A 26214-nucleotide genomic window follows, 5' to 3' on the forward strand; every position below is an offset into this window, starting at 1 on the left:
ACCACCGCCCACAATGCGGGGGTGGCCGCACCGGGCGACTTCCGCTGGCGCCGAACGCGGCGACGCTCGCTGGTCGCCTGGCCCCACGACCGCGATAGGGGACGCGGCATACGTTAGCTCAGATCGGCATCCCCGGTGTGCGCGGCGACCACAAGAAATCGGTGAACGGCAACGTGGTAAAAGCATTCGGTGCGCTCAGCGACCCCCGACGCGGCTGGACACCCCGGATCCACGCCTCCATGGCCCCCTTGGTAGCACTGGACGCAACCGTGGGGTCTGATGGCACTCAACGCGAGCGAAGGGCCTTCGTGGCGGAGCGGGCCTCACCGGCGTCAGCCGGTGACCAGCTCCGCCAGCGCGTCCCGGGTCCGCCGGACCGCGGCGGCCAGCGCGGCGGGGTCCGGGCCGTGCCGCAGGATGTCCCGCGAGGAGGCGGGCAGCACGGCCGGCAGCACCGGGCCGAACACCCGACGAAGGTCGCTCACCGTGGCTCCCTGCGCGCCGAAGCCGGGCGCCAGCACCGGGCCGTTGAGCGCCCCGAGGTCCAGACCATCCGGCCCGGCGACCTCCGCCGCGGCGATCGTCGCTCCGACGACCACGCCCACGCCGCCCAGCGGGGTGGCGCCGGCGTTGCGGCGGGCCGCCGCGTCGACCACCGACCTGGCCAGCGTCCGGCCGTCGGGCAGCCGCGCGCGCTGCACCCGGTCCGCCTCCGGGTTCGACGTCCTGGCCAGCAGGAACACCCCGCGCCCTTCCCGCTCGGCCGCGTCCAGCGCCGGGGCCAGCGCCTCGACGCCGAGGTAGGGCGAGAGGGTGACCGCGTCGGCCGCCAGCGGTGCGCCGTCGGCGAGGTAGGCGGCGGTGTAGGCGGCCATCGTGGAACCGATGTCGCCCCGCTTGACGTCGAGCAGCACGAGCGCGCCGGCCTGCCGGGCGTGCGCCAGCACCCGCTCGAGCACGGCGATCCCGGCCGCGCCGTGCGCCTCGAAGAACGCCGACTGCGGCTTGACCACCGCGGCCTCGGCGGCCAGCACCTCGGTCGCGGCGAGCGCGAAGCGCTCCAGGCCGCCAGCGTCCACCGGCAGCCCCCACGCCTCCAGCAGCGCGGGATGCGGGTCGATCCCGGCGCACAGCGGCCCGCGCGCGGCCACCGCCGCGGCCAGCCGCCGGCCGAACGACCCGCCCCGGCCCGGCGCACCGGCCCCGGCCACCGGCGTGCCGGGCCCGTCCGGGGCCCCGCCGGTCACGGCGAGGCCCGCAGCGCGGCCTGGAGCTCCTGCAGCGAGCGGACCCCGATGTCGCCGCGGATGAGCGCCTCGATGCCGTGCACCGCGGCGGCCGCGCCCTGCACCGTGGTGATGCACGGGATGTCCCGGGACACCGCCGCCGTGCGGATCTCGTAGCCGTCCACCCGCGGCCCGCTGTTGCCGTACGGCGTGTTGATCACCATGTCCACCTCGCCGGCGAGGATCACCTCGACGATGTTCGGCCCGGACGCACCCACGGTGCCCTCGCTGGCCGGCTCGCTGTGCTTGCGCACCACCGTGCACGGGATGCCGTTGCGGCGCAGCACCTCCGCCGTGCCGGAGGTGGCCAGCACCTCGAACCCGAGGTCGGCCAGCCGCTTCACCGGGAACACCAGCGCGCGCTTGTCCCGGTTGGCCACCGAGACGAACACCCGCCCCGTGGTGGGCAGCGACCCGTAGGCGCCTGCCTGCGACTTGGCGAACGCCTTGCCGAACGAGACGTCCACGCCCATCACCTCGCCGGTGGACTTCATCTCCGGCCCGAGCAGCGAGTCCACCCCGTGCCCCTCCGGGGTGCGGAACCGGTGGAACGGCAGCACGGCCTCCTTGACCGCCACCGGGGCGTCGGCCGGCAGGTCGCCGCCGTCGCCCTCGGCGGGCAGCACGCCGGAGGCCCGCAGGTCCTCGATCGACGAACCGGTCATGACCAGCGCGGCGGCCTTGGCCAGCGGCACCGCCGTGGCCTTGGAGACGAACGGCACCGTGCGCGAGGCCCTGGGGTTGGCCTCCAGCACGTACAGCACGTCGTCCTTGAGCGCGTACTGCACGTTGAGCAGCCCGCGCACGCCCACCCCGCGGGCGATCGCCTCGGTGGACCGGCGCACGGCCTCCAGGTCGGTGCGGCCCAGGGTGATCGGCGGCAGCGCGCACGAGGAGTCGCCGGAGTGGATGCCGGCCTCCTCGATGTGCTCCATGACCCCGCCGAGGTAGAGCTCCTCGCCGTCGTAGAGCGCGTCGACGTCGATCTCGATGGCGTCGTCGAGGAACCGGTCCACCAGGACCGGGTGCTCGGGGGTGACCTCGGTGGCCCGCTGGATGTAACCGGCGAGGTGGTCCTCGTCGTAGACGATCTCCATGCCGCGCCCGCCGAGCACGTACGAGGGCCGCACCAGCACCGGGTAGCCGATCTCGTCGGCGATCCGCTTGGCGCCCTCGAACGAGGTCGCCATGCCGTAGCGCGGTGCCGGCAGCCCGGCCCCGACCAGCACCTCGCCGAACGCGCCGCGGTCCTCGGCCAGGTGGATGGCCTCCGGGGCGGTGCCGACGATCGGTACGCCGGCGTCGGCGAGCCGCTGCGCCAGCCCCAGTGGGGTCTGCCCGCCGAGCTGCACGATCACCCCGGCGACGGTGCCGGACGCCTGCTCGGCGTGCACCACCTCGAGCACGTCCTCGAAGGTGAGCGGCTCGAAGTACAGCCGGTCGGAGGTGTCGTAGTCGGTGGAGACGGTCTCCGGGTTGCAATTGACCATGACCGCCTCGAACCCGGCCTCGCGCAGCGCCAGCGCCGCGTGCACACACGAGTAGTCGAACTCGATGCCCTGCCCGATCCGGTTCGGCCCCGAACCGAGGATGAGCACCTTCGGCCGGTCCCGCTGCGGCACGACCTCCGACTCGGCGGCCGGGTCGGTCTCGTAGGCCGAGTAGTGGTACGGGGTGCGCGCGGCGAACTCGGCGGCGCAGGTGTCGACGGTCTTGAACACCGGCCGCACCCCGAGCCGGTGCCGCAGCGCCCGCACGCCGTCCTCGCCGGCCAGCTCGGGCCGCAGCGCGGCGATCTGCCGGTCGGACAGCCCGGTGCGCTTGGCCCTGCGCAGCAGCGGCTCGTCCAGCACCGGGGCGTCCCGCACCTCGGCGCCGACCTCGCCGATCAGCGCGATCTGGTCGAGGAACCACGGGTCGATGCCGCTGGCCTCGTGCACCTGGGCCACGCTCGCGCCCAGCCGCAGCGCCCGCTCCACGGCGTAGATCCGGCCCTCGGTCGGGGTGCGCAGCTCCCCCAGCGTCGACTCCAGGGTGGCGCCCTCCGGGTCGGGGCGGGTCCAGAAGCCGACCGCCTTGGTCTCGATCGAGCGCAGCGCCTTGCCCAGCGCCTCGGGGAAGCTGCGGCCGAGCGCCATGGCCTCGCCAACGCTCTTCATTGTGGTGGTCAGCTCAGGGTCGGCGCCGGGGAACTTCTCGAAGGCGAACCGCGGCACCTTGACCACGACGTAGTCCAGCGTCGGCTCGAACGACGCCGGCGTCTCCCCGGTGATGTCGTTGCTGATCTCGTCGAGCGTGTAGCCGATGGCGAGCTTCGCGGCGATCTTGGCGATCGGGAAGCCGGTGGCCTTCGACGCCAGCGCCGACGAGCGGGACACCCGCGGGTTCATCTCGATCACGACCATCCGGCCGTCCCGTGGGTTGATCGCGAACTGGATGTTGCAGCCGCCGGTGTCCACGCCGACCTCGCGCAGCACGGCGATGCCGACGTCGCGCATGTGCTGGTACTCGCGGTCGGTCAGGGTCATCGCCGGTGCCATGGTGACCGAGTCGCCGGTGTGCACGCCCATCGGGTCGAGGTTCTCGATGGAGCAGACCACCACGACGTTGTCGTGCCGGTCGCGCATCAGCTCGAGTTCGTACTCCTTCCAGCCGAGCACGCTCTCCTCGATGAGCACTTCGGTGACCGGGCTCTCCTCCAACCCGAACGCGGCCATCCGCTCGAGCTCCTCGGGGGTGTGCGCCATGCCGGAGCCCAGCCCGCCCATGGTGAACGACGGGCGGATCACCACCGGGAGCCCGAGCTCGGCCACCGTCGCGCGCACCTCGTCCATCGAGTGGCAGACGGCGCTGCGCGGCACCTCGGCGCCGATCGAGCGGACGATGTCCTTGAACTTCTGCCGGTCCTCGCCGCGCTGGATCGCGTCGATGTCGGCGCCGATCAGCTCCACGCCGTACTTCTCCAGCACCCCGCGCTCGTGCAGGGCGACGGCCGCGTTGAGCGCCGTCTGCCCGCCCAGGGTGGCCAGGAGCGAGTCGACCGGCCGGCCCAGCGCCTTCTCGGTGGCCAGCACCTTCTCCACGAAGTCCGGGGTGACCGGCTCGACGTAGGTCGAGTCGGCGAACTCCGGGTCGGTCATGATCGTCGCCGGGTTGGAGTTGACCAGGCTCACCCGCAGCCCCTCGGACCGCAGCACCCGGCACGCCTGGGTGCCCGAGTAGTCGAACTCGGCGGCCTGCCCGATCACGATCGGGCCGGAGCCGATGACGAGCACGTGCTCGATGTCAGCGCGCTTCGGCATACCTGGTCTCCATCAGTGTCACGAACTCGTCGAACAGGGAGGCCGCGTCGTGCGGGCCGGCCGCCGCCTCGGGGTGGTACTGCACCGAGAACGCCGGGACGTCCGCGCAGCGCAACCCCTCGACCGTGTCGTCGTTCGGGCAGTAGTGGCTGATCCGCGCCCTGCCGAACGGCGAGTCGAACTCCTGGCCGGGCTCACCCTCCAGCGCGAAGCCGTGGTTCTGCGCGGTGATGGCCACCCGGCCGGTCGCCACGTCGAGCACCGGGATGTTGATGCCCCGGTGGCCGTAGCGCATCTTGTAGGTGCCCAGGCCCAGCGCCCTGCCGAGGATCTGGTTGCCGAAGCAGATGCCGAACAGCGGCAGCTCGCGGCCCAACACCTCGCGGGTCAGCGCGATCGCGTGCTCCTGGGTCTCCGGGTCACCCGGCCCGTTGGACAGGAACACGCCGTCCGGTTCGACGGCGAGCACGTCGTCGAGACCGCTGCCGGCGGGCAGCACGTGCACCTCGATCCCGCGCCGGCTCATCTCCCGCGGGGTGTTCGACTTGATCCCGAGGTCCAGCGCCGCGACCCGGAACCGCCGCCGCCCCTGGGCCGACACCACGTACGGCTCGGGGGTGGTCACCTCCCCGGCCAGGTCCGCGCCCTTCATCGGCGGACTGGCCAGCACCTGGCGCAGCATGTCGTCCGCGCTGCCGACCGCGTCACCGGAGAACACCCCGGCGCGCATCGCGCCGTGCTCGCGGATGTGCCGGGTGAGCGTGCGGGTGTCCACCTCGGCGATGCCCACCACGCCCTGCTCGGCGAGCGCCTCGTCCAGCGACCGCTTCGCCCGCCAGTTGGACGGCACCCGCGCCGGGTCGCGCACCACGTACCCGGACACCCAGATCCGCGCCGACTCGTCGTCCTCGTCGTTCCACCCGGTGTTGCCGATCTGCGGCGCCGTCTGCACCACGATCTGCCGGTGGTACGACGGGTCGGTCAGAGTCTCCTGGTAGCCGGTCATGCCGGTGCAGAACACCACCTCGCCGAGCGTCCGCCCGCGCGCGCCGTAGGCCGCGCCGCGGAACACCCTTCCGTCCTCCAGTACCAGCGCCGCCGGCGCCCGGGTACCCGTCTCGCCCGTCATGCCCGGGCACCTCCCTTCAACTTGTCGATCCACTGTGGATACTCATCGACGTCGTCACCGCGGAACCCGGTGTCCACCACGACCTCACCCGGATCCGGCCCACCCGGTCGCCAGGTGAGCACCAGCAGCCCGGCGGTGCCGAGCACCTTGCCGGCGATTCCCTTCGCCGTGCGGACGTCCACGAGGGACTCGCGCGGAATCCAGAAGCTCGGTGCCCCGATCCGGGCGACCGCGATCCCGTCCCGGTGACAGCGCAGCGTCGCCGCGCTGCGCACGCCGGCGCCGCGGGTGACGATCCGCTCCTGCCAGTGCCCGGCGACCGTGCTGCTGGCGTACACGCCGGCCAGCTCCAACTCCACCGGGCCGGGCTCGGCCGGCACCGGTGGGAACGGCGGGAACCGCACGCTCTGCGCGCGGGACTGGCGCCGCCAGCCGCGCCACATCCCCCACAGGCACAGCCCGAAGACCGCCACGACGAGCGCCGTCAACGCGAGCCTGTCCATCACCGGATCTTCCCCTCGCGCGCGGTGACCCGCCCGCGCAGCACCGTCGCGGCCACCACGCCCGGCAGCCGCATGCCCTCGTACGGGGTGTTGTCGGCGATGCTGGCCAGCTCCGCACCGCGCACCGTCCACTCGGCGTCCGGGTCGACCAGCACCAGGTTCGCCGGCTCGCCCGGCACCAGAGGGCGGCCCTGGTCGGCCAGCCCGGCGATCTCCGCCGGGCGCTCGCTCATCACCCTGGCCACGCCCCGCCAGTCCAGCAGCCCCGGCCGCACCATGGTCTCCACCACTACGGACAACGCGGTCTGCAGGCCGAGCATGCCCGGCCGGGCCGCCGCCCACTCGCAGTCCTTGTCCTGGTCGGCGTGCGGGGCGTGGTCGGTGGCCACGCAGTCGAGCACGCCCCCGGCCAGCGCCGCGCGCAGCGTCTCCGCGTCGGCCTCGGTGCGCAGCGGCGGGTTGACCTTGTTCACCGGGTCATAGGTGGCCAGTCGCTCGTCGGTGAGCAGCAGGTGGTGCGGGGTGACCTCGGCGGAGACCCGCACGCCGCGCTCCTTGGCCCAGCGCAGCACGTCGACCGTGCCCGCGGTGGAGACGTGGCAGACGTGCAGCCGGGCACCGGCGTGCCGGGCCAGCAGGCAGTCCCTGGCCACGATCGACTCCTCGGCCGACGCCGGCCATCCGGCGTAGCCCAGCCGGGCGGCCCGCTCCCCCTCGTGGGCCTGCGCGCCGACGGTGAGTCGCGGCTCCTCGGCGTGCTGCGCGATCACCGCGTCCAGCGCGGTCGAGTACTCCAGCGCGCGGCGCATCACCAGCGGGTCGGCCACACAGTGGCCGTCGTCGGAGAACACCCGCACCCCGGCCGCCGACGCAGCCATCGTGCCCAGCTCGGCGAGTCGCTCGCCGGCGAGGCCGACGGTGACCGCGCCCACCGGGTGCACGTCGACCAGGCCCACCTCGCGGCCCCGGCGCCACACGTGCTCGACCACCACGGCGTTGTCGGCCACCGGGTCGGTGTTGGCCATCGCGAGCACCGCGGTGTACCCGCCGAGCGCGGCGGCGGCGGAGCCGGACTCGATGGTCTCGGTGTCCTCCCGGCCGGGCTCGCGCAGGTGGGTGTGCAGGTCGACGAACCCGGGCAGCAGCACCTGCCCCGCCGCGTCGAGCACCTCGGTGCTCTCCGGGGCGGCGTTCTCGCCGGGCGCGCCCACCTCGACGATCACGCCGTCGGCGACCAGCACGTCCACCGGGTCGCCCTCGCCGTACAACCGGGCACCCCTGATCAGCAGCTCCCTCACGCCGTCTCCCCTTCTCCCGCCAGCAGGTGGTAGAGCACCGCCATGCGGACGTGCACCCCGTTGCGGACCTGCTCGGTGATGGCCGACCGCGGCGAGTCCGCGACCGTCGAGGCGATCTCCATGCCGCGCAGCATCGGCCCCGGGTGCAGCACCACCGCGTGGTCGGGCAGCAGCCGCAGCCGCCGCTCGTTCAGGCCGTAGGCGATCGCGTACTCCCGGGCCGAGGGGAAGTAGCCGCCGTGCATGCGCTCGGCCTGCACCCGCAGCATCATCACCGCGTCCACCGCGGGCAGCTCGGCGTCCAGGTCGTGGGACACCGTGAGGCTGCCGCTGGCGCCGGCGGACGCGCCGCCGGGAAGGGCCGCCACCCCGGGCGGCAGCAGCGTCGGCGGCGCGACCAGCACCACCTCCGCGCCGAGGGTGATGAGCAGGTGCACGTTGGACCGGGCGACCCTGCTGTGCAGCACGTCGCCGACGATCGCCACCCGCCGCCCGGCGAGCGAGCCGAGCCGCTCGCGCAGCGTGGCCGCGTCCAGCAGCGCCTGCGTCGGGTGCTCGTGCATGCCGTCCCCGGCGTTGACCACCGACGTGCCGGCGTCGGCCAGCCACCCGGCCAGCCGCTGCGCGGCGCCGGAGGCCGGGTGCCGCACGACCACGCAGTCGGCGCCGGCCGCGGCGAGGGTCAGCGCCGTGTCCCGCAGCGACTCGCCCTTGCCGACCGACGACCCGCCGGCCGAGACATTGATCACATCGGCGCTCATCCACTTGCCGGCGATCTCGAACGAGACGCGGGTCCTGGTGGAGTTCTCGTAGAACATCGTCACCACGGTGCGGCCGCGCAGCGTGGGCAGCTTGCGCACCTCCCGGCCGAGCAGGGTGCGCTTGAGCTCGTCGGCGGTGTCCAGCACGGCGGTGGCGGCTTCGGCGTCGAGCCCCTCGGTGGCGAGCAGGTGCCGCATCACGCCTCCCTTCCGGGGCGGAGCAGGACCGCGTCGCGGCCGTCCACCTCGGACAGCAGGACGGCGACCTCCTCGGCACGCGAGGTGGGCACGTTCTTGCCCACGTAGTCGGCGCGGATCGGCAACTCCCGGTGGCCGCGGTCGACCAGGACGGCCAGCTGCACGGCCCGTGGCCGGCCGTGGTCGCGCAGCGCGTCCAGGGCCGCCCGGATGGTCCGCCCGGAGTAGAGCACGTCGTCCACCAGGACCACGATCCGGTCGTCGACGCCGGACTCGGGCAGCTGGGTCTCCTCCAGCGGGCGGGTGGGCTTGCGGCGCAGGTCGTCGCGGTAGAGCGTCACGTCGAGCGCGCCGGCCGGGACCTCGACCCCGGAGAACTCGATGATTCGGGCGGCCAGCCGGGCCGCGAGCGGCGTTCCCCGGGTGGGTATGCCCAGCAACACGGGTGGGGCCATGGTTCCGGCACCCAACGCTGTCTTCTCGATGACCTGATGGGCCATTCGAGCGATGGTGCGCGCGACGTCGCCAGCCGAGAGCAGCTCACGCTCAGCGGCCGGGTCCGTCGCGCCACGTGGACGTGGCGCCACGGGAGGACCTCCTTCCCCGCCTCACTGGACGGGTCCTTAAAGGACGTCGATTGCCTGGTGGATGTGCAAATCGCCCAGACAGTAGCAGGTCGGGGGGCTAAGCCCATCGGGTGGTGTCCCCTCGGTGTCACCCGCGTCCCACCCACATCGGCTTGACCTGGTGACGACAACGCGTAACCATTACTCTCAGTATTCAATTTGAGGTCCCCGCGGTCAGCCCGATCGAGCGGGGCGAGGAAACGGAGAACCACCAGATGGGCGATTACGCCAAGGCGCTCGGGGCCAAGCTCCGCGGGATCCGCCAGCAGCAGGGCCTGTCCCTCCACGGGGTCGAGCAGAAGTCCGGCGGGCGCTGGAAGGCCGTGGTCGTCGGCTCGTACGAACGCGGCGACCGGGCGGTCACCGTCCAGAAGCTGGCCGAGTTGGCCGACTTCTACGGTGTCCCGGTGGTCGAGCTGCTGCCCGAGGGCAGGGTGCCGTCCGGCGCCGAGCCCGCCACCAAGATCGTGATCAACCTGGAACGGTTGCAGCAGCTGCCCGCGGAGAAGGTGGGCCCGCTCGCCCGCTACGCGGCGACCATCCAGAGCCAGCGTGGTGACTACAACGGCAAGGTGCTGTCCATCCGCACCGAGGACCTGCGGTCGCTGGCGATCATCTACGACATGACGCCCGGTGAGCTCACCGAGCAGCTGATCGACTGGGGGGTGCTGCCGCCCGAGGCGCGCCCTTCGAAGGAGGACTGAGCCGCCGGCCGCGGGCGGTGCCCGACCTGGAAAATCCCAGGTCAGAGCACCGCGCGCAGCCGGTCGGCGATGTTGCCGATGCGGCCGAGCACGCCGTTGACGAACCGCGGCGAGTCCTCCGTGGACAGCTCCTTGGCGATGCCAACCGCCTCGTCGATCGCCACCGGATCGGGCACGTCGGTGCCCCACAGCAGCTCGTACACGCCGACCCGCAGCACCGCCAGGTCCACCGGCGGCATCCGCTCCAGCGTCCACCCGTGCGCGTGCTCGGCGAGCAGCTCGTCGATCCGCTCCCGGCGCGCCCACACCCCCTCGACCAGCGAGATCGTGTAGTCGCTGATCGGCTCCACGTCGGTCGAGCCGACCCGCTCACCGAGCAGCTCCACCGGGTCGGCCGAGCGCTGCGCCGCCTCGTAGAGGATCTCCACGGCCCGCTTGCGGGAGGCGTGCCGCCCTCCCGCCCTCGGCCTGCGCTCGGCGCTCACCTGTGGTCTCACCTCGCCGCTCAGCTGGACACACGGCCCAGGTAGCGGCCGTCGCGGGTGTCGACCTTGACCTTCTCGCCGCTGCTGAGGAACAGCGGCACCTGGATCTCCGCCCCGGTCTCCAGCGTGGCCGGCTTGGTGCCGCCGGTGGATCGGTCGCCCTGCAACCCGGGGTCGGTGTGCTGGACGACCAGCTCGACCGACGCCGGCAGCTCGACGTACAGCGGGTTGCCCTCGTGCATCGCGACCTGGACCTCGGTGTTCTCCAACAGGTACTTGGCCGCGTCGCCGACGGTCTCCTTCGGCACGGTGATCTGGTCGTAGGTGTCGGCGTCCATGAACACGTAGTCGGAGCCGTCGTTGTACAGGTAGGTCATCTGCCGGCGGTCCACCGTCGCGGTGTCGACCTTGGTGCCCGCGTTGAACGTCTTGTCCACGACCTTGCCGGACAGCACGTGCTTCAGCGTGGTGCGCACGAACGCGCCACCCTTGCCCGGCTTGACGTGCTGGAAGTTGACGACCGACCAGAGCTGGCCGTCGAGGTTGAGGACCATGCCGTTCTTCAGGTCGTTGGTGGTGGCCACGGGTGAGTGCTCTCCTGTACGTCGTTGTCTCGCGGTCGTCGGCGTCGTCGTTGGCGGCCGGGCTCAGACGACCACGAGTTCCTTGGGGCTCAGGGTGAGGACCTCGGGACTGCCGTCCCGCACGACGAGCGTGTCCTCGATGCGGACGCCACCGCGACCGGCGAGGTACACGCCGGGTTCCACGGTGACCGCCATACCGGCGGACAGTGTACCGGCGCCGGTGGCGGCCAGGCTCGGCGCCTCGTGCACCTGCAGGCCGACGCCGTGCCCGAGGCCGTGGCCGAACTCCTCGCCGTGCCCGGCCCGCTCGATCACCTCGCGCGCGGCGCGGTCCACCGCGGTCACGTCGGCGCTGGGCCGGACGGCGGCGCTGCCCTCCGCCTGCGCCCGCAGCACGAGGTCGTACAGCTCGCGCTGCCACGCCGCCGGCTCGCCGAGGACGACCATCCGGGTCATGTCGGAGTGGTACCCGTCGACGACGGCGCCGAAGTCCAACTTCACGAAGTCGCCGCTGGCCAGCACGGCGTCGGTGGGCCGGTGGTGCGGGATCGCCGAGTGCGCGCCGGCGGCCACGATGGTGTCGAACGACGGGCCGGTAGAGCCGTGATCGAGCATGCGGGACTCCAGGTCCCTGGCCACCTCCCGCTCGGTGCGCCCCGGCCGCAGCCCGCCCCGCTCGACCAGCTCGGCCAGTGCCCGGTCGGCCGCCGCGCACGCCCGGCGCAGCGCCGCCACCTCGGTGTCGTCCTTGACCGCGCGGAGTCGCTCCACCAGGCCCGGAGCGCGGACCAGCTCCACGCCCTCCGCCCGCTCGGCGAGCTGGTCGTGTGCCTCGACCGTGACGTGCTGGCTCTCGAAGCCCGTGCGCAGGTACGTCTCCCGGCGCCCGGCGGCGCGGCCGGCCAGCTCCAGCGCGCTCGGCCGGGTGATCACCCGCTCCAGGTCCGGCACCTCGGCCGCGGCCTGGGTGCGGTAGCGGCCGTCGGTGCAGAACACCGTGTCCGCCTCTCCCCCGGCGTGCACCAGCAGCGCCGCGTTCGAGCCGGTGAACCCGGTGAGATAGCGGATGTTCACCAGGTCGGTGACGAGCAGCGCGTCTAACGGCGGTTCGGCCTCGGTGAGCAGCGCGCGCAGCGCGGCCCTCCTGCCGGCATGGATCTCGGGCATGGGCGCAGTATCCCAGCCGGCCGCGGGTGAGTGGGGTCCCGGGACGGGTACCGGGGATCTACAGTGGGGCGATGCCCTCCTGGTTGACTCGCGCGCTCGGCATGGCGGTGCTGCACGCCGCGGCCGCGGTCGCGCTCGCCAAGATCGAGGCGTTCCGGCCCGGCGACCTCACCGTGCTGACGGTGATCCTGATCGCCGTGCTGGTGGGCGCCGCCGCGCTGTGGAGCGCGCTCGACGCCTGGCTCGGTGTCCCCGACCGCGGGCGGGCGTGGTTCGTCGGCGCGCTGGTGGCCGGGCCGCTGTCCGGGCTGCTCACCGTGGTGGGCAAGGCGGTCCTGGTCGACCAGACCGGGTTGGCCGCGCTCGGGCCCGCGCTCACCGGCGGCGCGGCGTTCACCGCGCTGCTCGTCCTGATCCCGGCCGGGCTGGGTCTCGCCGTCGGCGGCAAGCTCGCCGGCGACGCGGACACCGAGTCCGCCGGTGACGGGGACCGGGACGCGGACGGCACGGCTCAGCGGCCGTCCAGGACGACGCCGGCCGGGTAGCCGATCCACTGCTGCCGGGTGACCGGCGCGATCGGGGAGCCGTTGAGCTCCACCGCCCGCGCCGAGGCGACCGGCCACAGCCGGTTGTCGTCGAGCAGCAGCCCGGTGCCCACGCCGTCGGCCCGCACCGCGGGCGCGGCGGGCGCCAGCCGGGCGGTCACCGGGATCCCGTCGAGCACCGGCAGCCTGCGGTCGAGCACGACGTCGGCGAGCTCGGCGGCCACGGAGCGGCGCTCCACCCGCACCACCGTGCCACCGGTGACGAGGTCCATGGTCCGCACCGGTGAGGGCATGGCGACGCCGTCCAGCACCGCGAGCGCGCGCTCCGGCTCGCCGCAGGCGTCGACGCCGTGCAGGTCGATACCGAAGTGCCGGAGGTCGGTGGGTGCGCCGGCTGCGCCGAGGACGGTCGCCCGCACCACGTCCAGCGGCACCCGGCCGCACGGGTCGGCGGGCGAGACGGGGGCGTGCCCGTCGGGTTGGCGGAGCAGGCCGGGTCCCTCCTGCCAGGGGCCGGGGATCAGCACCGGGTGGTAGGGATTGCGGGCGAAGTCGCGGTCCCAGAAGGTGATCGTGGTGCCCTCGTCGGTCTCGTGGGCGATGGCGAACGCGTCCAGCGCGTCCACCCACATCAGGTCCGCGCTGAACGCGTCGACGAGGGAGCTCGTCCGCGGGGCGGAGGTGCTCGGCGCCGGGGTGAAGCCATCCGCGCCCAGCGCCTGCACGCCGGTGCGGAACGTCGGGTCCGGGGAGCGCAACACGAACTGGCCGGCGCCGTTCCAGCCGGCCGCGGCGCCGGTGGTGTCGGTGAACATGAGGTAGAACCAGCCGTCGAGGTGGACCGCGGCCGGCTGGCCGGCGCCGTAGACGTTGTCCCTGGCGACGTCGTGCGCCGGGTGCAGGATGGCGCCGGCGCGGTCCCAGTGCACGCCGTCGGTGCTGGTGGCGAGCCCGATGGCGTTGCCGTGCGCGTGGTCGCCGGCGGCGCCGGTGTAGTACAGGTAGTAGGTGCCGCCGACGCGCAGCACGGACGGGTCGCAGGTGTGGACGCCGTCGAACTCGCCGGGGGCGCCGGAGAGCACCGCGACCGGCGGGGCGCCACCGGGGCCGGTGAACGGGCCGGCCGGGGTGGCCGCCTCGGCGTGGAGGATGTCGTCGCCGGCGGGTGGGGCGCTGCCGTACTGGCTGCACCACCACATCCGGACGCGGCTCCCCTCGACCATGAGCGCGGGGCCGTAGTTGTAGACGGCGTCGGCGCCGCCGGCGGCGACCAGGCCGGGGGACTCGCGGCCGTTGTCCACCGCGAGCGATGTCGGGGGCGGTGGCTCCGGCGCGGGGGCGGCCGTCCGTCCGCCGATGGCACCAGGGTTGGCGCCCTCCGCGTGCGGCTCCGCGGTGCTGGCCGTGCACCCGGCGACGAGCGCGGCGCTCGCCACCAGTGCCAGCGCGGACGCGCCCAGCCGGCCACCGCTTCGCATGCTGACCCAGGACCTCCGTTCGCCTCCCCCGGACACCCTGGGCAGCCAGGGCCGCGCTCCAGTCTACGAAAGGGCTCACCCGATCAGGTGGATTGGTGGCGTGAGGGTCGCCGTGACCACCGGCACGCCTGCCGCCGGTGCCGTCCCGGATCCGAGGGTGTGTCACTCGGATGGCGGTGCGACGACTTCCACCTCGAAACCGTCCGCGTTCTCGAGGAACGCGGCGTAGTGGTCGGGCCCGCCGGCGTGCGGGAAGGCGTCGGCGAACAGCGGCCGCCACCCGTGGTCGGGTGCCGCCGCGTGGAGGGCGGCCACGGCGGCGCGGCTCGGGCCGTGTACGGCGAGGTGATTCAACCCGGGCAGGGTGCGGTCGTGCCGGTGCCCGGTCAGCGCCGGCGACTGCTCCAGCACCACGTAGCTGGTCCCGGCGCGCCAGCTCACCCCGTGCCGCCACCGCTGGTACTCCACCCAGCCGAGCCGGCCGAGCAACCAGCCGAAGCTCGCCACGGCGCGGTCCAGGTCCGGCACCCACAGCTCGACGTGGTGCACCCCGGCCGGCCCGGGCGGCCCGGCGATCGCCGGGTGCCCCGCCAGGGGTGCCGGCGCCTCCCCGGCCCCGGCGCTCTGCTCACCCGGCCGATCCACCCCGCCGGGCTCCTCCGCCGCCTGATCCACCCCAGCGGACTCCTCCGCTGCCTCCCTCGCCACGACCGAGCCGGACGTACCCTGCGACCTCGGCACCGCGGTCCCCGACCCCCGCGGCGGCGATGGCGTCGGGGGGCGCCGCGTCGCGGCCCCACACTCCCCCGACCCGCTCACCCCGGCCAGCGACTCCTCCGCCCCACCCGCGGCGGACGAACCCATCCCAGCCGACGACCCCGGCTCCACAGCCCCTGGTGCCCGCGCCGACGATGGCCGCGTCCGCGGTGCCCACGTCGCGGCCCCACGCCGCTCCAACCTGCTCACCCCGGCGGGCTCCTCCGCCGCCTCCCTCGCCCCGGCAGACGAGTCCACGGCATCCGGCGACCCCGGCCCCTTCGCACCAGCTGCCCATACCGCCAACGGCGGCGTCCGCGGTGCCCACGTCGCGGCCCCACGCCCCTCCAACCTGCTCACCCCAGCCAGCGGCTCCTCCGCCTCCACCGCGGCGGACGAGTCCACCACATCCGGCGACCCCGACCCCGCCGCACCAGCTGTCCGTGCCAGCGATGGCGGCGTCGGCGTTGCCCATGTCGTGGCCTCGAGCCGAGCCGGCCGGGGCGGCTCCGGCGAGCCGGCTCCGGCCGCCGGAAGTGCCACCGCCACGTGCACCCGGTGCGGCCCGCCGTAGTGCCAGCCGCCGCCCACGTCGAGGAAACCGAGCCGGCGGGCCAGCGCCAGGCTCGCCGCGTTGTCCTCGTGGACCAGCGCCCACACCGCGGGCAACCCGAGCGTGCGCAGTCCATGGTCCAGCAGCGCCGCGGCCGCCTCCGTGGCCAGGCCACTGCCGCCGTGCCGGCGGTCGAGATACCAACCGATCTCCGGCAACCCACCGGGCAACTCGGCACTCGGCCGCAGGTGCGCCAGGCCCACGACCGCCCCGGCCCACTCGATCACCCAGTGCCCCGTGCCGGGCGGCGTGTCGGCAGCGATCCGCCGCTCCACCATGCGCCGCGCCCGCTCGGCGTCGCTGAGGTCCGCACCGAGATAGGTGCTCGTCGCCGGGTCGGCGAACACCTCCACCACCGCCTCGCGGTCGGCCGGGCTGAGGCCGCGCAGCACCAGCCGTGGGGTGCGCAGGACGGGGACGTCGCTCATCGCGCGCGGCTCACCACGCGTTGCGGGCCAGCCAGCGCAGCGCGAGCGGGTAGCCGTCGACGCCGAAACCGACGATGAGGCCGGTGGCGATGTCGGACAGCACGCTGCGGTGCCGGAACTCCTCGCGTCGGTGCACGTTCGAGATGTGCAACTCGATCATGGGCGTGGTGAGCTGGGCCGCCGCGTCGCGCACGGCGATCGAGTAGTGCGTCCACGCGCCGGCGTTGAGCACCACCGGAAGCCCACCGTCGGCGGCCTCGTGCAGCCAGCCCACCAGCTCGCCCTCGTGGTCGGTCTGCCGCACCTCCACGCTGATCCCCAGCTCGGCGCCGGCGCGCTCGCACAGCGCGACCAGGTCGTCGTGCGTCGTCGAGCCGTACACGTCGGGCTCGCGCCGACCCAACCGGCCCAGGTTCGGCCCGTTCAGGACCAACACCTTGCGTGCGCTCACCGCACCGTCCTTCCGTGTCGTCGCCGTGGTCACCGGCCGTTCGGCATCACAGCAGGACTCCGCCGCCATCCGCCGACTCGGCGGCGACGGCCGAGTAGGCGGCGGCGAGCAGCGCCGGGTCGGGGCCCTCCAACCGGCCCGGCTTCGCGAGACCGTCGAGCACCACGAACCGCAGCATCCCGGCGCGGTTCTTCTTGTCGCTGCGCATCCCCTCCAGCAACTGGGGCAGCGCGTCGGCGTCGTAGGTCGTGGGCAGGCCCAGCGAACGCAGTACGGCGGCGTGCCGGTCGGCCGTGGCGTCGTCGAGCCGGCCGGCGAGCCGGGCCAGCTCGGCGGCGAACACCAGGCCGACGCTCACCGCGGCGCCGTGCCGCCAGCGGTACCGTTCGCGGCGCTCCACGGCGTGGCCGAGGGTGTGCCCGTAGTTGAGGATCTCCCGCAGCCCCGACTCGCGCAGGTCGGCGGCCACCACGTCGGCCTTGACCTGGATCGAGCGCCGAACGAGCTCGCCGAGCACGTCACCCTGGGTGTCCACCGCGGCCGCCGGGTCGTGCTCGATCAGCTCCAGGATGCGCGGGTCGGCGATGAACCCGGCCTTCACCACCTCGGCCATGCCGGCGACCAGCTCGTTGGGTGGGAGGGTCTCCAGGGTGGCCAGGTCGGCGATCACGGCGGACGGCTCGTGGAAGACGCCGACCAGGTTCTTGCCCGCCTCGGTGTTGATGCCGGTCTTGCCCCCGACGGCGGCGTCGACCATGCCCAGCAGCGTGGTCGGCACGTTGACCAGGCGCACGCCGCGCATCCAGGTGCCCGCCACGAAGCCGGCGAGGTCGGTCACCGCGCCACCACCGAGCGCCACGACGACACCGCGCCGGTCGAGCCCGATCCGGCCCAGCACCTCCCAGCAGAACCCGGCGACGGACAGCGCCTTGCCGTCCTCGGCGTCCGGGATCTCCACGCGGTGGGCGTCCAGCCCGGCCTCCGCGAGCGCGGCGCGGGTGGCCTCCGCGGTGGTGGTGAGCGTGGGCGGGTGGATCACCGCGACCTTGGAGGCGTCCCGCACGGCGTCGGTGAGCTCGCCCAGCAGACCGCGGCCGACGACCACGTCGTAGGGACGGTCGGTGGCGACGGCGATGCGTACCGGATCGCTCATCGTGCTCCTCCCTCCGGGAACGGCTCCTTCGTGATCGGGTCGTTCGGCGCCGAGTCGTTCACCGATGTGTCGTTCACCGATGTGTCGTTCACCGATGCGTCGTTCACCGTGGACCTGTCCGGGGTGACCTCGTCCGTGCCGGACTCGGCCGGCAACCGGCGCGCCACGGTCGCCGCGACCTCATCGGGGCCGGCCTGGTCGGTGTCCACCTCCATGGTGGCGACCTCGCGGTACAGCGGGAGCCGCGCGTCGAGCAGCGCCTTGTAGGTGGCCCTGGGGTTCACCCCGGCCAGCAGCGGCCGGGCCGTGGACAGCCCGGTGCGCCGGATCCCCTCGGCCATCCCGACGTTGAGGAACACCACGGCGTGCCCGCGCAGCCGCACCCTGGTCGCCGAGGACAGCACCGCGCCGCCGCCGAGGGCCAGCACGCCGTCGTGCTCGGCCAGCGCCGCGGCGACCGCCTCCTCCTCCAGCCGGCGGAACACCGGCTCACCATCCGTGGTGAAGATGTCGGAGATCGACCGCCCGGCACGGGCGACGACGTCGTCGTCGGTGTCCCGGAACCCCACGCCGAGCCGCTCGGCCAGCAGCCGCCCGACGGTGGACTTGCCGGACCCGGGAGGGCCGACGACGACCGCGCGCGGGCTCACCACCGCTCCTCGAGTTCCCGCAGGTACCCCTCGGCGTTGCGGCGGGTCTCGGTGAGCGAGTCGCCGCCGAACTTCTCCAGCGCGGCGTCGGCGAGCACCAGCGCCACCACCGACTCGAGCACCACGCCGGCCCGCGGCACCGCGCACACGTCCGAGCGCTGGTGGATCGCGACGGCCGGCTCACCGGTGGCCACGTCCACCGTGGACAGCGCCCGCGGCACCGTGGAGATCGGCTTCATCGCCACCCGCACCCGCAGTGGCTCACCGTTGGTGATGCCGCCCTCGAGGCCACCGGCCCGGTTGGACCGCCGGGTGACGCCCTTCGGCCCGGAGCCGGGGTCGATCTCGTCGTGCGCCTGGCTGCCCCACCGGCGGGCGGTGGTGAAGCCGTCGCCGACCTCGACGCCCTTCATCGCCTGGACACCCATCAGCGCGCCCGCCAGCCGGGCGTCCAACCGCCGGTCCCAGTGCACGTGCGAGCCGAGCCCAGGGGGCAGGCCGTAGGTGAGGACCTCGATGACGCCGCCGACGGTGTCGCCCGCTTTCCGCACCGTGTCCACCTCGGCGACCATCGCCTCGGTCGCCTCGGCGCCGAACGCACGGACCGGACTCTCGTCGATCGCCGCGAGGTCCTCGGGCCCCGGCAGGGGCCCCTCCGGTGCCCTCGCGCCACCGATCGACACCACGTGGCTGATCACCTCGGCGCCCAGCAGCTGCCGCAGGAACACCCTCGCCACCGTGCCGAGCGCGGTGCGGGCGGCGGTCTCCCGCGCGCTGGCCCGCTCCAGCACTGGACGCGCCTCGGCGAAGCCGTACTTCTGCATGCCCGGGAGGTCGGCGTGCCCGGGCCGAGGCCGGGTGAGCGGCTCGTTGCGGGCGAGGCCGGCCAGCTCGGCGGGGTCGACCGGGTCGGCCGCCATGACCTTCTCCCACTTGGGCCACTCGGCGTTCTCGATCTGCACCGCGATGGGTCCGCCCTGGGTGCGGCCGTGCCGCACACCGCCGACGAACTCCACCCGGTCGGTCTCGAAGCCCATCCGCGGGCTGCGGCCGAACCCGAGCCGCCTGCGGGCGAGCTGCTCGCCCAGGTCGGCGGTGGTGACCTCGACCCCGGCCACCATGCCCTCCAGCACGGCGGCGAGTGCCGGGCCGTGCGACTCACCAGCGGTTATCCAGCGCAACACGCCGTCGATCCTGTCACGTGGTCGCCCGCCATCTGTCAGCTACCCATGTCCACCTCCAGTTCCGTTCCGGGGAACACCACGGCCAGGACCGCGCCGGCGAGCAGCCCCACGCCGTGGGGCACGCCACGTCGCCCACCAGGACCGTCCCGCCGACCGACGACGTGCCGCAGCGTGGCCGCGGCCACCAGCACCACGCTGACCACCGCGGCCAGGCAGGCCGCCAGCAGCAGCGCCGCCCAACCGCTGGCGCCGAGCGCGGCACCGAGGCTGCCGGCGAGCTTCACGTCGCCGGCGCCGAGCGCGTCCGGTACGACCACGTGGACCAGCGCGTGCAGCCCGCCGAACACGATCGCCGCCAGCGCCGCCCTGCCGGCGAGGCCCGGTGCGGGCGCCGCGAGCGCCGCGACGGCCACCGCCGCGCCGAGCACCGGGTACGCCGGCAGGGTCAGCACATCCGGTAACCGCAGGTGCCGGGCGTCGGCCAGCGCCAGCGGCACGGCGAGTCCGGTGACCGCGAGGGGCACCGGAAGCCACCACGCGGGCCAGCCGCCGGTGAGCCAGCGCAGGGCGACTGCCGACCACAGCACGGCCGTGGTCAGCTCGCACCAGCCCACGGGCAGGACGATCGGCACCCGGGAGCGACGCAGCGCCCACCGCCCGGCCCGGCCCACGCCGAGCCCGGCCGCGGCGAACGCGAGGACCGCGAACGCGATGTCCAGGTGCCAGCTCACGGGATCCAGAGTGGGAGCGGGACGCGGGAACCGGCAAGGAACGGCCGGGGCGAACGGAGCCGCCGGTGCGGTCCGGCGGGCAGGACCACGCGGACGGGTGACGGCGGCCGCCGTCACCCGCCGTCGCCGCACCCGGCGAGAGGGGCGACACGACCGGCGCGAATGACGGGGCGAGGAACAGCCGGCGACAACACATGGCTTCACGTCACCAGCGCGGGTCGGCCGGCTTCCCGGACGTGGGCAGGCGCAAGCTACGGCGCGGGAGATGGTCGAACAGTCGCTGCGACAGGAGGGTCCCGAGGTAGGGCAGTCAGCGCCCGTCACGGCCCGCGCCGTACCGGTGCCGCTGCCCGCTGGTGCCGACGATGTCGGCGATGTCGGCGATGTCGGCGATGAGCGTGGCGATCTCCGCCGGGTCGGCTGCGCGGCGAAAGCCGCGGAGCAGGGTCCGCCGAGCGGCCTCGCGGGGACGGTCGTAGTCGGCGATGGCGCCGCCCGTGGCGGTCGCCGCGTCGAGCACGTTGGTGGCGACGGCGCCCGGTTCGACGAGGCAGACCACCACGCCGAGGTGCCAGACCTCGTGGCGGAGCGCCTCCGTGTACCGGGCGCGCGCGGCCTTCGACACCGCGGGCAGCGGCTCACCGCGTTGGCTGACATCCCGATCGGCGAGACCGCCGCGATCACCACCCTGGACGACCAGGAGATCATCGTGTCGCGGCGGACCGAGACCATGGCGGCGGCGTTCAGCGCCATCCGCACGCAGCAGGGCTGCAAGGTCCGGCCGGACAGGAGTGCGCTGCGGTGCCCGTGTCACGGCCCCGTGTTCGACGCCCACGGCGGGGCGGTGCGTCAGGGACCCTCCACCGAGCCGCTGCCGCCCGTGGCGGCCAGGGTGGACAACGGCGACGTGGTGGCGGGCTGACCGGCCGCCATCCAGGGCGCGGCTGATGCTTCCGTCCCACCAGGACGGAAGCATCAGTCGGGCGTCACGAGCTCCAGGTGAACAGCGGCTCCGCCGGCGTGACCTCGGCACCGGTCCGCGCGCCGGTGACGACGTCGGGGCTCGCGTCCAGTGCGACCACCGGCACCATCGGCGAGTAGCCGGCGGCCGCCACCGCGTCCGGGTCCCAGCCGACCACCGGCTGCCCGGCCCGCACCGACTCGCCCTTCACCACGTGCAGCGTGAAGCCCTCGCCCTTCTGCTTCACCGTATCGATGCCGAGGTGCACCAGCACGGCGCGGCCGTCCTCGGTGGCGATCACGAACGCGTGCGGGTGCAGGGTGGCCACCGTGCCGTCCACCGGGGCGACCGCGTCCGCGGCACCGCCGGTGGGCCGCACCGCGATGCCGGGCCCCACCATCGCCTCGGCGAACACGGGGTCGGGCACCTCGGCCATCGGCACGGTCTCACCGGTCACTGGGCTGCGCACGACCAGTTCCGTCACGAGCCCTCCTCGCCGGCGCTCGCCGGAGTCGTACCACTCACAGCAGGTCCTGGATGTCGCTGGCGATGGTGTCGGCCTCGGGCCCGACGACGACCTGGACGACCGATCCCGCCTTCATCACCCCGTGCGCCCCGGCCTTCTTCAGCTCCGCCTCGTCGACGACCGAGCCGTCCTCCAACTCGCACCGCAGCCGGGTGATGCAGCCCTCGATCTCGATGACGTTGTCCGCGCCGCCCAACGCCGCCAGAATCCGTTCCGCCCTGTCGTCCGCCATCGCGGCCTCCTCGTCCTCGTCTCGCCTTCGGCGCACGCATTACTACGCCGTGCGCCGGTATGCCCGCCACCCCGGAACACGAACCCGTAACGGTGGTTGACAGCCCTCGCACGGCGGAGCATCCTGCCCCATCAGCGAATGGTCTAGACCGGAACGTACCAATGCCGGGGACATGCTGTCGAGCGGGCCTCCTGGCCCGGGAACGGAGGTGCCGGGCATGACCACGAGTCCCGGCGCGGCCGACCGGGTGGTCGAGGGGCCGACACCGAAACACGCCCAGCTGCGGGAGATCCTGCGCCGCACGGTCGAGAGTGAGCTCCCGCCCGGCGCGGCGATCCCGTCCGAACGCGAGCTGGCCGAACGTTACGGCGTCTCCCGGCTCACCGTGCGCTCGGCGATCGGCAAACTCGTCGAGGAGGGGCTGCTGACCCGAGTGCGCGGCAAGGGCACCTTCACCGCCAACCGGCGGATGGAGCTGCAGCTGTACCTGATGTCGTTCACCGACGACATGCGCCGCCGCGGACTGGTCCCGACCACCGAGGTGTTGGGCACGACCACCGAGGTCCCACCGACCCCGAACCGCACGGCGCTGGGCCTTGCCGAGGGCGAGCGGGCGTACCGGCTGCGCCGGCTGCGCCGCGCCGACGGCGTGCCGCTCGCCGTGGAGCGCGGGTGGTACCACGCCGGCCGCGTGCCGGGGCTGTTCGACCTCGACCTCACCGCGTCGCTCTACACCCAGCTCGCCACCAGGTACGGCATCCGGTTCGACGACGCCCGGCAGACCGTCTGGGCGGAGTCGGCCGACCGTGAGACCGCACGGCTGCTCGGCATCCGCACCGGCGGCCCGCTGCTCGTCTTCCGCAGGGTCTCCCGGGTGCGGGGAGCGCCCGTGGAGGACATGACGTCCTGGTACCGGGGTGATCACTACCAGGTGACCATGCAGTTGGACCGGAACTCCCCGGATTTCGGCCATCTCGCCAGACATGGAGGTACCCGATGACCGCCACGACAGCCCAGGGGGCGAAGGGGCAGCGGAAGGGGTTGGCCGGCCTGCAACGCTTCGGCCGCAGCCTGATGCTGCCCATCGCCACCCTGCCCGCGGCCGGCCTGCTGGCCCGGCTCGGCCAGGACGACCTGCTCGGCAAGGACGGGCTCGGGTGGAACCGCGTCGCCGAGGTCGTGGGCGCGGCGGGCGGTGGCCTGTTCGACTACCTGCCGCTGCTGTTCGCGGTCGGCATCGCGGTCGGCTTCGCCCGCAAGGGAGACGGCTCCACGGGTGTCGCCGCGGTGGTCGGCTGGGTCGTGTTCAACAAGGTGGTGCAGGTCTTCGCCCCGGTCGACGAGATGGAGGGCTTCAAGGAAGGCTGGGTCTTCCGGCCGATCATGTGGCCGTACAGCGTGTTCGGCGGCATCCTCGTCGGCCTGGTCACCGCGGTGCTCTGGCAGCGCTACCACCGGGTCAAGCTGCCGCCCTACCTCGCCTTCTTCGGCGGCCGCCGGTTCGTGCCGATCATCACCGCGTTCGTGATGGTCTTCCTCGGCGTGCTCTTCGGTCTGATCTTCCCGGTGTTCGACGCCGGCCTGCAGAACGTCGGCGAGGCGGTGACCGGCTCCGCGGTGGTCGGCGGCGGCATCTACGGCGTGCTCAACCGCCTGCTCATCCCGGTCGGCCTGCACCAGCTGCTCAACGTGCCGCTGTGGTTCATCCTCGACGGCGGTGACATCAACAAGTTCTTCAACGAGAAGGACCCGACCGCCGGGGTCTTCATGGCCGGCTTCTTCCCGATCTTCATGTTCGCCCTGCCGGCCGCGGCGCTGGCGATCTGGCAGACCGCCCGGCCCAGCCAGAAGAAGGTGGTCGGCGGCATCATGGTCTCGGCGGCGCTGACCTCGTTCCTCACCGGCATCACCGAGCCGATCGAGTTCGCGTTCATGTTCGTCGCGTTCCCGCTCTACATCATCCACGCGGTGCTCACCGGCCTGTCCCTGGCGATCGTCAACGCGCTGGACATCCATCTCGGGTTCGCCTTCTCCGCCGGCGCCATCGACTTCGCGCTCAACGCGGGAGCACCGGCCGCCAGCAAGGCGTGGTTGCTGATCCCGATCGGCCTGGTCTACGCGGTGATCTACTACTTCGTGTTCCGCTGGGTGATCGTCAAGTGGAACCTGCGCACCCCCGGCCGCGAGGACGAGGAGGAGATCATCGCCGCGGAGACCCCTCGCGACCCGAAGACCGGCAGGTCCTCCGCGGCCGGCACCGCCACCGAGGCGGGCTCGGTGTCCGACGGCGATTCCACCAAGTCCTAGCCCCATGAACGACACGAAAGGACAGTCCATGCCGGAGCGACGCGTGACGGTGGCCAGCAAGGTCGGTTTGCACGCCAGGCCCGCGGCGCTGGTCGCCAGGGCGGCCGCCGCCCAGCCGGTCACCGTGCACATCGCCAAGGACGGCGGGACGCCGGTGGCCGCGGGCAGCGTGCTCAACCTGATGACGCTGGGCGCGGGCCACGGCGACGAGGTGCTGATCAGCGCCGAGGGTGACGGCGCGCAGGCGGCCGTCGACACGGTGGCCGAGCTGGTCGGCACCGACCTCGACGAGTAGTTCCCCCGGTGGCCGGGTGGCCCTGTCCTGGTGACGCGAGCCGACAGGGTCACCCGGCCCCTCCATGCGTGCCCCAACGCAGCGCCTAGGGTGGCGGCATGGACAGTGTGCGGTTGATCGACCAGTGGCCGGTGACCAACGCGGCGACGGCGGTGATCGCCGCCGACGGCACGGTGCGCGCGGCGCACGGCGACACCGGGCGCCGCTACCCGCTGGCGTCGGTCACGAAGCTGCTCACCGCCTACACCGCGCTGATCGCCGTCGAGGAGGGCGTGGTCGAGCTCGACACACCCGTGTGGCCCGAGGGCGCCACGATCCGGCACCTGCTCGCGCACACCTCGGGGCTCGGCTTCGACGCGCCGAAGGTGCTGGCCGAGCCGGGTACCCGCCGGCTGTACTCGAACGCCGGCTTCGAGCAGCTCACCGCCGAGTTGGAGAAGCACTCGGGCATCCCGTTCGCCGACTACCAGGCCGAGGCGCTGCTCGGGCCGCTCGGCATGCGGGGCACCGCGCTCACCGGCTCCCCCGCCGCCGGGGCGCACTCCACGGTGGACGACCTCGTCCGGTTCGCCGCCGAGCTGCAGCGACCCACCCTGCTCGACCCGCGCACCGTCGCGGAGGCCACCACCGTCGCCTTCCCCGACCGCGCCGGCGTGCTGCCCGGCTTCGGCCACCAGAAGCCCAACGACTGGGGGCTCGGCTTCGAGATCCGCGACCACAAGAGTCCACATTGGACCGGTGCGACCAGCTCACCGCGCACGTTCGGACACTTCGGACAGTCAGGGACGTTCCTCTGGGTGGACCCCGACGCGAGCGCGGCCTGCGTCGTGCTCGCCGACCGCGACTTCGGGCCGTGGGCGACCGAGGCGTGGCCGCCGTTCACCGACGCCGTGCTCGCCGAGCTGCGCGGTCAGGGCTGAACCAGCACTCGGACCGGGGCACCGGCCCGGTAGGCCGCGATGTCTGCCACCGCGTCCCGGTAGAACACCTCGTACTCGGTGTCGGTGACGTAGCCGACGTGCGGGGTGAGCACGGTGTTCGGCAGGGTGCGCAGCGGGTGGTCGGCCGGCAGCGGCTCGGCGTCGTAGACGTCGAGCGCCGCGCAGCGGATCGCGCCCCGGCGCAGCGCGTCCACCAGCGCCGGCTCGTCCACGACCGGCCCGCGGGAGGTGTTCACCAGTACCGCGCCGGGTTTCATCGCGGCCAGCTCCGCCGCCCCGACCAGACCACGGGTGCGCTCGCTGAGGACCAGGTGCACCGAGAGCACGTCGGACCGGGCGAAGAGCTCCTCCCTGGACACCGCGGTGACGCCGTGCTCGGCGGCGCGGTCGGCGGTGAGGTGCTGGCTCCAGGCGACCGTGCTCATGCCGAAGGCCTGCCCGATCGTCGCGACCCTGGACCCGAGCCGGCCCAACCCGAGCAGGCCGAGCGTGCGGCCGTGCAGCCCCATGCCGACCGTGCGCTGCCAACCGCCCTCGCGCATCGCGCGCTCCTCCACGGTCAGGTTGCGGGCGGCCGCCAGGATCAGCGCCCAGGTGTGCTCGGCGGTCGGCTCGGGCAGGTAGCCGGTGCCGCACACGACGACGCCGTGCCGGGCCGCCGCGGCCAGGTCGATCGCCGCGTTGCGGTGCCCGGTGCTCACCAGCAGTCGCAGGTCGGGCAACCGGGCCAGCAGCTCCGCCGGGAACGGGGTGCGCTCCCGCATGGCCACCACCACCTCGTGACCGGCCAGCCGCCGGACCAGCTCGTCGCGGTCGGCGACGTGCTCGGTGAACACCGTGATCTCGGCGTCGAGCACCGACCAGTCGGCGAAGCGCAGCGCGACGTTCTGGTAGTCGTCCAGGATGGCGATCTTCATGCC

27 protein-coding genes and 1 pseudogene are annotated in these 26214 nt (G+C 73.6%); 7 read left to right on the forward strand and 21 right to left on the reverse strand.

Annotation, left to right across the window (positions count from 1 at the left end; genetic code table 11):
- Window positions 1-332: 332 nt before the first annotated feature.
- The 7 genes from pyrF to pyrR are packed head-to-tail and all read right to left on the reverse strand — an operon-like array spanning window position 333 to window position 9064.
- Window positions 333-1211, reverse strand: coding sequence for an orotidine-5'-phosphate decarboxylase (pyrF, locus tag BM051_RS21820; RefSeq protein WP_092533857.1), 879 nt, complete (start codon window positions 1209-1211; stop codon window positions 333-335).
- Window positions 1212-1243: 32 nt separating this feature from the next.
- Complete coding sequence (gene carB / locus BM051_RS21825) at window positions 1244-4588, reverse strand: carbamoyl-phosphate synthase large subunit (protein ID WP_092533546.1); 3345 nt, start codon at window positions 4586-4588, stop codon at window positions 1244-1246.
- Window positions 4572-5717, reverse strand: coding sequence for a glutamine-hydrolyzing carbamoyl-phosphate synthase small subunit (carA, locus tag BM051_RS21830; protein WP_092533549.1), 1146 nt, complete (start codon window positions 5715-5717; stop codon window positions 4572-4574). The genes carB and carA overlap by 17 nt, the downstream gene beginning before the upstream one ends.
- Window positions 5714-6220 (reverse strand): PH-like domain-containing protein, encoded by a 507-nt coding sequence (locus tag BM051_RS21835; protein ID WP_092533552.1) that lies wholly within the window; start codon window positions 6218-6220, stop codon window positions 5714-5716. The genes carA and BM051_RS21835 overlap by 4 nt, the downstream gene beginning before the upstream one ends.
- The gene (locus tag BM051_RS21840; protein ID WP_092533555.1) at window positions 6220-7518 is read right to left on the reverse strand and encodes a dihydroorotase; all 1299 of its coding nucleotides are present in this window, start codon (window positions 7516-7518) and stop codon (window positions 6220-6222) included. Before BM051_RS21840 ends, BM051_RS21835 begins: the two co-directional genes overlap by 1 nt.
- Window positions 7515-8477: an aspartate carbamoyltransferase catalytic subunit gene (locus tag BM051_RS21845; RefSeq protein WP_092533558.1), complete on the reverse strand. Its 963-nt coding sequence runs from the start codon at window positions 8475-8477 to the stop codon at window positions 7515-7517. The genes BM051_RS21840 and BM051_RS21845 overlap by 4 nt, the downstream gene beginning before the upstream one ends.
- Window positions 8477-9064, reverse strand: a complete 588-nt coding sequence (pyrR, locus tag BM051_RS21850) for a bifunctional pyr operon transcriptional regulator/uracil phosphoribosyltransferase PyrR (RefSeq protein ID WP_092533562.1) — start codon at window positions 9062-9064, stop codon at window positions 8477-8479. The genes BM051_RS21845 and pyrR overlap by 1 nt, the downstream gene beginning before the upstream one ends.
- A 254-nt stretch (window positions 9065-9318) precedes the next feature.
- Between pyrR and bldD the strand changes: the two genes are divergently transcribed.
- A complete protein-coding gene (gene bldD, locus BM051_RS21855; protein ID WP_003096372.1) occupies window positions 9319-9807 on the forward strand; it encodes a transcriptional regulator BldD in 489 nt (162 codons plus the stop codon).
- A gap of 41 nt (window positions 9808-9848) precedes the next feature.
- On the opposite strand, the gene nusB is transcribed toward bldD, so the two are convergent.
- The 3 genes from nusB to BM051_RS21870 form a co-directional block, all read right to left on the reverse strand.
- Window positions 9849-10292 (reverse strand): transcription antitermination factor NusB, encoded by a 444-nt coding sequence (nusB, locus tag BM051_RS21860; protein ID WP_243859690.1) that lies wholly within the window; start codon window positions 10290-10292, stop codon window positions 9849-9851.
- A 20-nt stretch (window positions 10293-10312) separates the two neighbouring features.
- Entirely contained in the window at window positions 10313-10876 is a 564-nt protein-coding gene (efp, locus tag BM051_RS21865) for an elongation factor P (RefSeq protein WP_092533568.1), read from the reverse strand.
- 63 nt (window positions 10877-10939) lie between these two features.
- Window positions 10940-12043: a M24 family metallopeptidase gene (locus BM051_RS21870; RefSeq protein ID WP_092533570.1), complete on the reverse strand. Its 1104-nt coding sequence runs from the start codon at window positions 12041-12043 to the stop codon at window positions 10940-10942.
- 71 nt (window positions 12044-12114) lie between these two features.
- On the opposite strand from BM051_RS21870, the gene BM051_RS21875 reads away from it, so the two are divergent.
- Window positions 12115-12588, forward strand: coding sequence for a B-4DMT family transporter (locus tag BM051_RS21875; protein WP_166677802.1), 474 nt, complete (start codon window positions 12115-12117; stop codon window positions 12586-12588).
- On the opposite strand, the gene BM051_RS21880 is transcribed toward BM051_RS21875, so the two are convergent.
- From BM051_RS21880 to BM051_RS30025, 8 genes and pseudogenes are all read right to left on the reverse strand, one after another.
- On the reverse strand, window positions 12555-14066 hold the full coding sequence (locus BM051_RS21880; protein ID WP_092533576.1) for a glycoside hydrolase family protein: 1512 nt from the start codon (window positions 14064-14066) through the stop codon (window positions 12555-12557). The genes BM051_RS21875 and BM051_RS21880 overlap by 34 nt on opposite strands.
- 162 nt (window positions 14067-14228) lie before the next feature.
- Window positions 14229-15863: a GNAT family N-acetyltransferase gene (locus BM051_RS30015; protein ID WP_243859691.1), complete on the reverse strand. Its 1635-nt coding sequence runs from the start codon at window positions 15861-15863 to the stop codon at window positions 14229-14231.
- Window positions 15864-15873: 10 nt separating this feature from the next.
- Complete coding sequence (aroQ, locus tag BM051_RS21895) at window positions 15874-16314, reverse strand: type II 3-dehydroquinate dehydratase (protein WP_243859692.1); 441 nt, start codon at window positions 16312-16314, stop codon at window positions 15874-15876.
- 46 nt (window positions 16315-16360) lie between these two features.
- A complete protein-coding gene (aroB, locus tag BM051_RS21900) occupies window positions 16361-17467 on the reverse strand; it encodes a 3-dehydroquinate synthase (RefSeq protein WP_092533583.1) in 1107 nt (368 codons plus the stop codon).
- A gap of 143 nt (window positions 17468-17610) precedes the next feature.
- A pseudogene (locus tag BM051_RS21905) lies at window positions 17611-18117 on the reverse strand (shikimate kinase); the annotation flags it as partial.
- Complete coding sequence (gene aroC / locus BM051_RS21910; protein ID WP_092533589.1) at window positions 18114-19301, reverse strand: chorismate synthase; 1188 nt, start codon at window positions 19299-19301, stop codon at window positions 18114-18116. The pseudogene BM051_RS21905 and the gene aroC, both read right to left, overlap by 4 nt.
- A 35-nt stretch (window positions 19302-19336) precedes the next feature.
- Window positions 19337-20032, reverse strand: coding sequence for a prepilin peptidase (locus BM051_RS30020; protein WP_243859694.1), 696 nt, complete (start codon window positions 20030-20032; stop codon window positions 19337-19339).
- Window positions 20033-20342: 310 nt separating this feature from the next.
- Window positions 20343-20657 carry a Rossmann-fold NAD(P)-binding domain-containing protein gene (locus BM051_RS30025; RefSeq protein ID WP_166677804.1) on the reverse strand — a complete coding sequence of 105 codons (315 nt, stop codon included), beginning with the start codon at window positions 20655-20657 and terminating at the stop codon, window positions 20343-20345.
- 21 nt (window positions 20658-20678) lie between these two features.
- Between BM051_RS30025 and BM051_RS28645 the strand changes: the two genes are divergently transcribed.
- Window positions 20679-20954 (forward strand): QcrA and Rieske domain-containing protein, encoded by a 276-nt coding sequence (locus BM051_RS28645; protein WP_166677805.1) that lies wholly within the window; start codon window positions 20679-20681, stop codon window positions 20952-20954.
- 64 nt (window positions 20955-21018) lie between these two features.
- On the opposite strand, the gene BM051_RS21925 is transcribed toward BM051_RS28645, so the two are convergent.
- Together BM051_RS21925 and BM051_RS21930 are read right to left on the reverse strand one after the other, a co-directional pair.
- Window positions 21019-21477, reverse strand: coding sequence for a PTS sugar transporter subunit IIA (locus BM051_RS21925; RefSeq protein ID WP_424923303.1), 459 nt, complete (start codon window positions 21475-21477; stop codon window positions 21019-21021).
- A 37-nt stretch (window positions 21478-21514) separates the two neighbouring features.
- Complete coding sequence (locus BM051_RS21930) at window positions 21515-21751, reverse strand: PTS sugar transporter subunit IIB (protein WP_092533595.1); 237 nt, start codon at window positions 21749-21751, stop codon at window positions 21515-21517.
- A 217-nt stretch (window positions 21752-21968) separates the two neighbouring features.
- On the opposite strand from BM051_RS21930, the gene BM051_RS21935 reads away from it, so the two are divergent.
- From BM051_RS21935 to BM051_RS21950, 4 genes are all read left to right on the forward strand, one after another.
- Window positions 21969-22751, forward strand: a complete 783-nt coding sequence (locus BM051_RS21935) for a GntR family transcriptional regulator (RefSeq protein ID WP_092533598.1) — start codon at window positions 21969-21971, stop codon at window positions 22749-22751.
- Window positions 22748-24058: a PTS transporter subunit EIIC gene (locus BM051_RS21940; protein WP_092533601.1), complete on the forward strand. Its 1311-nt coding sequence runs from the start codon at window positions 22748-22750 to the stop codon at window positions 24056-24058. Before BM051_RS21935 ends, BM051_RS21940 begins: the two co-directional genes overlap by 4 nt.
- A gap of 28 nt (window positions 24059-24086) precedes the next feature.
- Window positions 24087-24353 (forward strand): HPr family phosphocarrier protein, encoded by a 267-nt coding sequence (locus BM051_RS21945; protein ID WP_092533603.1) that lies wholly within the window; start codon window positions 24087-24089, stop codon window positions 24351-24353.
- A 98-nt stretch (window positions 24354-24451) separates the two neighbouring features.
- Entirely contained in the window at window positions 24452-25273 is an 822-nt protein-coding gene (locus tag BM051_RS21950; RefSeq protein ID WP_092533606.1) for a serine hydrolase domain-containing protein, read from the forward strand.
- On the opposite strand, the gene BM051_RS21955 is transcribed toward BM051_RS21950, so the two are convergent.
- Window positions 25264-26211: a D-2-hydroxyacid dehydrogenase family protein gene (locus BM051_RS21955; protein ID WP_092533609.1), complete on the reverse strand. Its 948-nt coding sequence runs from the start codon at window positions 26209-26211 to the stop codon at window positions 25264-25266. The two genes, BM051_RS21950 and BM051_RS21955, sit on opposite strands and share 10 nt — an antisense overlap.
- Window positions 26212-26214: the final 3 nt, after the last annotated feature.

The sequence above is a fragment of the Amycolatopsis arida genome, from assembly GCF_900115565.1.
GTDB lineage: Bacteria > Actinomycetota > Actinomycetes > Mycobacteriales > Pseudonocardiaceae > Yuhushiella > Yuhushiella arida.

Excerpts from the sequence above, each read along its gene's own strand:
- carB (WP_092533546.1), bottom strand. The coding sequence starts at position 4,588 with ATGCCGAAGCGCGCTGACATCGAGCACGTGCTCGTCATCGGCTCCGGC.
- carA (WP_092533549.1), bottom strand. The coding sequence starts at position 5,717 with ATGACGGGCGAGACGGGTACCCGGGCGCCGGCGGCGCTGGTACTGGAG.
- BM051_RS21835 (WP_092533552.1), bottom strand. The coding sequence starts at position 6,220 with ATGGACAGGCTCGCGTTGACGGCGCTCGTCGTGGCGGTCTTCGGGCTG.
- BM051_RS21845 (WP_092533558.1), bottom strand. The coding sequence starts at position 8,477 with ATGCGGCACCTGCTCGCCACCGAGGGGCTCGACGCCGAAGCCGCCACC.
- bldD (WP_003096372.1), top strand. The coding sequence starts at position 9,319 with ATGGGCGATTACGCCAAGGCGCTCGGGGCCAAGCTCCGCGGGATCCGC.
- BM051_RS21870 (WP_092533570.1), bottom strand. The coding sequence starts at position 12,043 with ATGCCCGAGATCCATGCCGGCAGGAGGGCCGCGCTGCGCGCGCTGCTC.
- BM051_RS21875 (WP_166677802.1), top strand. The coding sequence starts at position 12,115 with ATGCCCTCCTGGTTGACTCGCGCGCTCGGCATGGCGGTGCTGCACGCC.
- BM051_RS21880 (WP_092533576.1), bottom strand. The coding sequence starts at position 14,066 with ATGCGAAGCGGTGGCCGGCTGGGCGCGTCCGCGCTGGCACTGGTGGCG.
- BM051_RS30015 (WP_243859691.1), bottom strand. The coding sequence starts at position 15,863 with ATGAGCGACGTCCCCGTCCTGCGCACCCCACGGCTGGTGCTGCGCGGC.
- aroB (WP_092533583.1), bottom strand. The coding sequence starts at position 17,467 with ATGAGCGATCCGGTACGCATCGCCGTCGCCACCGACCGTCCCTACGAC.
- BM051_RS21930 (WP_092533595.1), bottom strand. The coding sequence starts at position 21,751 with ATGGCGGACGACAGGGCGGAACGGATTCTGGCGGCGTTGGGCGGCGCG.
- BM051_RS21935 (WP_092533598.1), top strand. The coding sequence starts at position 21,969 with ATGACCACGAGTCCCGGCGCGGCCGACCGGGTGGTCGAGGGGCCGACA.
- BM051_RS21940 (WP_092533601.1), top strand. The coding sequence starts at position 22,748 with ATGACCGCCACGACAGCCCAGGGGGCGAAGGGGCAGCGGAAGGGGTTG.
- BM051_RS21945 (WP_092533603.1), top strand. The coding sequence starts at position 24,087 with ATGCCGGAGCGACGCGTGACGGTGGCCAGCAAGGTCGGTTTGCACGCC.
- BM051_RS21950 (WP_092533606.1), top strand. The coding sequence starts at position 24,452 with ATGGACAGTGTGCGGTTGATCGACCAGTGGCCGGTGACCAACGCGGCG.
- BM051_RS21955 (WP_092533609.1), bottom strand. The coding sequence starts at position 26,211 with ATGAAGATCGCCATCCTGGACGACTACCAGAACGTCGCGCTGCGCTTC.